Genomic DNA, 5,891 nt, shown 5'->3' with positions numbered 1-5,891 from the left:
ATGCTTGGTCGACCAGGCGAACGCATCGGTGCTCGCCCAGTCTTTTCAGCGATCCAACTAGATGATCTTCCCATGTAACACCTCCAATATCGAGGTGTTGCGTCGACCGATTGAATCCGCCTTGTCTTCCCCGATCACTATGATGGATCAACCCTCGTATGTGTTTTTGTGCCCACAGAGCTAGCTCCAGGGCGTCCAGTACCTGTCCCGTTTTCATCGACGTCGCTACACGCCAACTCACGATACATCGTGCGTAAACATCGATAACGAACGCAACATAAACGAAGCCAGACCAGGTGGCGACGTAGGTAAAATCGGCCACCCAAAGCTTATTAGGGCGCATGAGCCGTTCTACGGTGCAGCGAGCAACATTAACGTGGAGTTGCCGCCAGACCTTACGAGCACCGTAAACGCAGAAATCTTCCTCCCATACCCGATGAATCTCAGCCGTAAGAAACGCATCCTGCCGATATCGCTCTGCTCGTCGTTCAGGATCGGCTTCAAAGTGCCTTGTGGTGGTAATACTTCGATGGGGCGATTGGCAGCTGACTACAAATCGATTCGACCCCGAACTGAGCACGATGCTCGTCGATAAATGACACCATCAATTGGGTTTGCGGTTGAGCTCCGCCTGGGCGAAAAAAGCAACCGCCTTACGGAGAATTTCCTTGGCACGCTTCAATTCGGTGTTTTCACGCTCTAGCTGCTTGAGTCGTTCATGTTCAGACAGGTTAACCGAGCTGTTTTCCTGCGTGAGTTCTGTGCGTTTGCACCAGGCTCTCAAGGTCTCTGGTGTGCAGCCTAACTTACTAGCAATGGAGCAGATTGCTGCCCACTTGGATAGGTATTCCCATTGCTGTTCAATGACTAATCGAACACCCCGCTCCCGGACTTCCGGGGAATATCGTTTTGGTGAGTTAATGACGCCATCCTCTCAAGATATGGAGTCTCCGGTAAAGCCGGGGCGGTTCACATGTACAGTTGTGGTTAGTGGGAATGAAACTGTTCGCTATCGGCTGAATTGTTGCGCTTGGCAAGAAATAGCCATTCGCCGATGAGCAGCACGGCCATCAATCCGGCGGCAACGATAAGTACCAGTGGATCTGAAGTGGCTTTTACCCAAACAAAGCCACTCAATACGAGGACATCTAGCAGAATGGCAATGCTTGGAATAACCGCGTTAGCGCCCACACTTTTCCTGAGATGGCGCAGCACTCCCCAATGGATAGCGATATCCATGATCAAGTAAAAAATAATGCCGAGCGCCGCGATACGGCTAAGATCAAAAAACGCAGTCAAGATTAAGCCAAACACAATGGTGTACACCAACGTGTGCTTTTGCAGGCTACCTGGCATATGGAAGTGGCGGTGTGGAACCAATTTCATTTCAGTCAGCATGGCTAGCATGCGTGATACGGCGAAAACACTGGCGATGATCCCGCCTGCTGTGGCTAGCATGGCTAAAACAACGGTAAAGCCAACGGCAGCTTCACCAAGTGCGGGCCGAGCCGCTGCCGCCAGCGAATAGTCTTGAGTTTCGATAATCTCAGACAAGGAAAGATTGCTGGCCACCGCAAAGCCCACAAGCGCATAGATGACTACACATAGCGCGATGGAGATCATGATGGCCTTGCCCAGGTTGCGCTTTGGGTTTTTCAGCTCCGAGCCACTATTGGTAATGGTCGTAAAACCTTTGAAAGCCAAAATACCTAGCGCCGTCGCGCCCAAGAAGCCTGAGAGGGTTGGGGATGGCGCATCCCCGCCAGTACCCATGTCGATAGAATCTGCAATAAAAACACCGACAACACCAAACACGATGATGCCACCAATTTTGATGAAGCCCAGCACCGAGGCAACTGTTTCAATCAACTTGTTGGTGGATAAATTGATCAAAAAAGCCGCGAGCAATAAGCCCACACCGAGTAGTGGCACAAACACAGCGCGATCACCCAGGTCAAATAGCTCCAGCGTGTAAGAACCGAAAGTTCTCGCCAAAAAGCTCTGCGCAATCACCATGGAAAAATACATCAATAGCGCATGGAAAGCGGTGGGGAGCGTTGAGCCATACGCTTTTTGCAAATACATGCCAATCCCCCCGGCAGATGGGTAAGTATTGGACATTTTGACGTAAGAGTAAGCGCTGAAAGAGACAATGACCGCGGCAGCCAAAAAGGCTAGGGGAAATAGAGGGCCGGTCATTTCCGCCATCTGTCCAGTTAACGCAAAGATTCCTGCGCCGATCATTACTCCAGTGCCAAGTGCTACGGCACCGATTAGTGAGAGGCTTCCTTCTTCGTAATGTGGCGTTCTATCCTGGTCAGCCATGCAAACACTCCTATGGATTAAGCCTAAGGCGTGCGTGTTCACCGCCTTAGGCCAGTGTGGGATAAGTTCAACACCAAGTGTGGTTGAGTTAGCTGAACGTAACCTGAATATGGTTCAGTCATTTAACTGACCTATATCATGGTTTGGCGTAAGAGTACGGGTCTTACCCCAACAACATCCGCAACGGCATCCACAGTCCCATAGCGATCATCACGAGGTTTTCGGTTAGTGACACAAAACCCAACGGCACATTGCTGTTACCACCGACGCAGGCGCACTTCAGCTCACGCTTATCGATATACACGGCTTTAAACACGGAAACCGCCCCCACCGTACCGACAAATAGCGCCAGTGGGGCTGCCAGCCAAATCAATGCTCCGGCCAGCATTAAAATGCCTGCAAGTGTCTCGGCGTAGGGGTAAAAATAGCTGTAGGGCACGTAGCGCTGGGCCAAAAGGTCGTAATTCAAAAACATACTGCTGAAACTTTCGACATCTTGCAGTTTCTGCAAGCCCAGCAGCACCATCGCCGTAGCAACGGCGAACTCCGGCATGCGTGCAGTAAACAGTGTGCCTTGGGTCGCCCAGCTAATCGCCAAGCCTATCAGCAGCGCAGTAGCAAAAATGGCAATCACCGGCCGGTAAGTGGTTTCTTTTGCATTGGGAACGCTCATTCCCAGATGTTTGCGCAGCTCTTCATAGCCACCGATACGTTGGTCACCGATATACACCTGGGGCGTCGTGTCGACGTTTTCCTGTTTTTTGAAAGCATCGATTTCATCACGAGACGTTAAGGTATGATCGTCGACCTTAAAGCCTTTACGCTTGAGTAGATCAACCGTTTTCAAACCGAACGGGCACATATGCTCGACGGTTTTCATCCGGTAAACCTGTGCAGAGGCAGTGGATGTTGACGTTGGCATTGATTTTCCTTCGTTAAGAACATGGTATTTACTAAAAATATAGAACCTTTGTGCTACATACAGGCAAGTATAGCCTGCTCATTTATTTTAAAATTCTAGCTACGGTTACGAATAGGTTTCTGCAACGATAGAAATATATGTTAAATAAAAAGGCCAGCATAAAGGCTGGCCCTGTATCTTAAATTAGTGACTATATATTAATAGTCAACATGTAACTCATAGCGGTTATTGTCATTTTCTTTAGTACCTCCCAGTGCATTGCCTGTCACTTCAAGTTGATAATTGCCTGGCTGCAGTTGGCGGACCATTTCAAAATGGCCACGTGGGCTGGATGCTTCTGCTACCTGCTGTCCCGCTGCATTATAAAGCACCGCGGAGATACGGTTTCCAGTGCTGGTTGCGCCTGGAAAGTGCTCGCTTGCCACCTTCAGCGTAGTCGCTTGTTCAATGTTAATATTGAAACGTTTGGATTGCCCCTGAGCAAGAATCTGTGTAGAAGAGACGCCTCTTTCAAGTAGCGGCAGATCCTGGGTTGTATTGCCGAAGTTAGCCAATACAGGTGTTGAAAGAATGCTGGCTACAAGCGCTCCAAAGAGAATTGATTTAACTTTCATGATAATTACTCCAGTGGTTGATGATTTGTTTATATTAGCTGTGGTTTTTGAAACGAAGCTGAATTTAAAAATAAAAACAATAAAAAAAACGCCACCAATTGGTGACGTTAAAAGTTACCCATTACCAGAGTTGTTAGAACATCATTCTAACACCGGCCACCACTCCAGTGTCTTCCGTGTTGTCGCCACTGGCGCGGGTGAGATCCGCCGTGTCGCCGTACTCTTTCTCCCAATAAGCACCGATGTAGGGGGCGAAGCGGCGGGTCACCTCATAACCTAGACGCATACCCACACGCACGGAGTTTAGCCCTTGGCCCACCCCAAACTCCTCGACTTCGCTAGCAGCAACGGCAATTTCGGTACGCGGCTGTAGGTAGAGCCGCTGCGTCAGGCGCAGATCGTACTCGCTTTCCAGGCTGGCGGAGATATCGCCTTCATCGCTTATCCTCAAGTCGAGATCGGTCTCGAAGCGATAGGGGACGAGCCCCAATAGGCTGATGACGCCGAAATAGCGTTCGGGATGGTCATTCGTAGCGATACCGCCCTGATAACCGATGCCGCCCTGAAGTTCCCAGAAGTCGGCAATCAAACGACTATAAAGCAGGTCGAGGGACTCGAATTCTGCATCTTCGCCATCGCCCTGGACGTTTTCGCCTTCGCCTTCCACGTATAGGCGATTGAAATCACCGCCATACCAGGCCTGGAAATCCCAGACCAAGGCATCCCCCCCCTTGTCGGGCGAAGCATATTCCAAGCGATCGACCCGTACCGTGGTCATCGGGTGCTCCACGACCGGTGACGGCCAGCCGGCCGGGGCGTCATAGCCGTCTTCGGCTTGAGCAGTCGTGGCGGCGGCCATGCCGAGGGCGGCGCTGGCGAGGGTTAAGTAGTGCTTGGTTTTCATACTGCCTCCTTAAGAAACCTGAACAACGCGGAACATGCCGGCATCCATGTGATAGAGAAGGTGGCAGTGGAACGCCCAACTGCCCTCGGCGTCTGCAGTGATCAGCGCAGACACGCGCTCGCCGGGCTTCACGTTCAAGGTGTGTTTGCGCGGAATCAATTCACCCTGGCCGTTTTCCAGCTCCATCCACATGCCGTGGAGGTGGATAGGATGCTCCATCATGGTGTCGTTAATGAGGATAAGGCGCAGTCGCTCATCTTTCTCAAAATGGATGGGGCCGGTCACTTCGCTAAACTTCTTACCGTCGAACGACCACATATAACGTTCCATATTGCCGGTCAGGTGCAGCTCAAGCTCACGGCCTGGTTCACGGCGGTCAGGCCATGGCGTGAAGGCTTTTAAATCGCGGTAGACTAAAACACGACGTTCATCAGGGTCGATGCCGATGCCCGCCTGGTCGTATCGAGAGCCGGGCTGGGCTTCACCGGCAACGAGCAAGCCATTTTCGCCGATTTTCGCCTGTTCACCCGCCATGCCACCCATATTAGAGTGATCCATGCCTTGCATGTTGGACATGCTGGAGTGGTCCATCCCCGCCATGCTGGAATGATCCATGCCTTCCATATTCGACATGTTTGAGCGATCCATTTCCGACATGTTGGAATGATCCATACCTTCCATATTCGACATGCCGGAGTGGTCCATCCCCGCCATATTTGACATGCCAGAATGATCCATCCCGCCCATACCGTGGGCACCCATGGCTTCCATACCGCGGTCGGCAATTTGACGGCGTTCAGGGATGTCGGCCTGCATCCCTTCACGCGGTGCCAGGGTAGCGCGGGCGTAGCCGCTGCGATCCATGGCTTCGGCGAAGATGGTGTATGCCCGGTCGTCTTCAGGTGAAACAAGCACATCGTAGGTTTCCGCCACGCCAATGCGGAACTCATCAACAGGGATGGGCTGGACCGGTTGGCCATCGGCGGCCACCACGGTCATCTTCAAGCCAGGTATACGGACATCGAAGTATGACATGGCCGAACCGTTAATCACGCGTAGCCGTACCCGCTCACCGGCCTTGAACAGCGCGTTCCAGTTTTCCTGGGGGGAGTGGCCGTTGAGCAGG

The 5,891-nt window shown here is 51.8% G+C and carries 5 protein-coding genes, 1 pseudogene and 1 other annotated feature; all 6 genes and pseudogenes read right to left on the bottom strand.

What is annotated here, in order from left to right; genetic code table 11:
* Positions 1-91: 91 nt before the first annotated feature.
* A pseudogene (locus HUO07_RS21950) lies at positions 92-922 on the bottom strand (DDE-type integrase/transposase/recombinase); the annotation flags it as partial.
* Positions 531-647 (bottom strand) — a sequence feature (AL1L pseudoknot). (Overlaps the previous pseudogene by 117 nt.)
* A gap of 65 nt (positions 923-987) precedes the next feature.
* Positions 988-2,325 carry an APC family permease gene (locus tag HUO07_RS21215; RefSeq protein WP_035556027.1) on the bottom strand — a complete coding sequence of 446 codons (1,338 nt, stop codon included), beginning with the start codon at positions 2,323-2,325 and terminating at the stop codon, positions 988-990.
* Positions 2,326-2,488: 163 nt separating this feature from the next.
* Positions 2,489-3,247, bottom strand: a complete 759-nt coding sequence (locus tag HUO07_RS21210; RefSeq protein WP_035556029.1) for a glutaredoxin — start codon at positions 3,245-3,247, stop codon at positions 2,489-2,491.
* A gap of 197 nt (positions 3,248-3,444) precedes the next feature.
* Positions 3,445-3,861: a hypothetical protein gene (locus HUO07_RS21205; RefSeq protein WP_035556031.1), complete on the bottom strand. Its 417-nt coding sequence runs from the start codon at positions 3,859-3,861 to the stop codon at positions 3,445-3,447.
* Between the two features lie 133 nt (positions 3,862-3,994).
* Entirely contained in the window at positions 3,995-4,765 is a 771-nt protein-coding gene (locus tag HUO07_RS21200; protein ID WP_176305113.1) for a copper resistance protein B, read from the bottom strand.
* Between the two features lie 9 nt (positions 4,766-4,774).
* The coding region (locus HUO07_RS21195; protein ID WP_176305112.1) for a multicopper oxidase domain-containing protein at positions 4,775-5,891 on the bottom strand (1,117 nt) is incomplete at its 5' end.

The sequence above is a fragment of the Vreelandella maris genome (assembly GCF_013371085.1).
Lineage (GTDB): Bacteria > Pseudomonadota > Gammaproteobacteria > Pseudomonadales > Halomonadaceae > Vreelandella > Vreelandella maris.
Note: the sequence above shows the minus strand (reverse complement) of the source record. Positions and strands in the feature narration are given on the sequence as shown.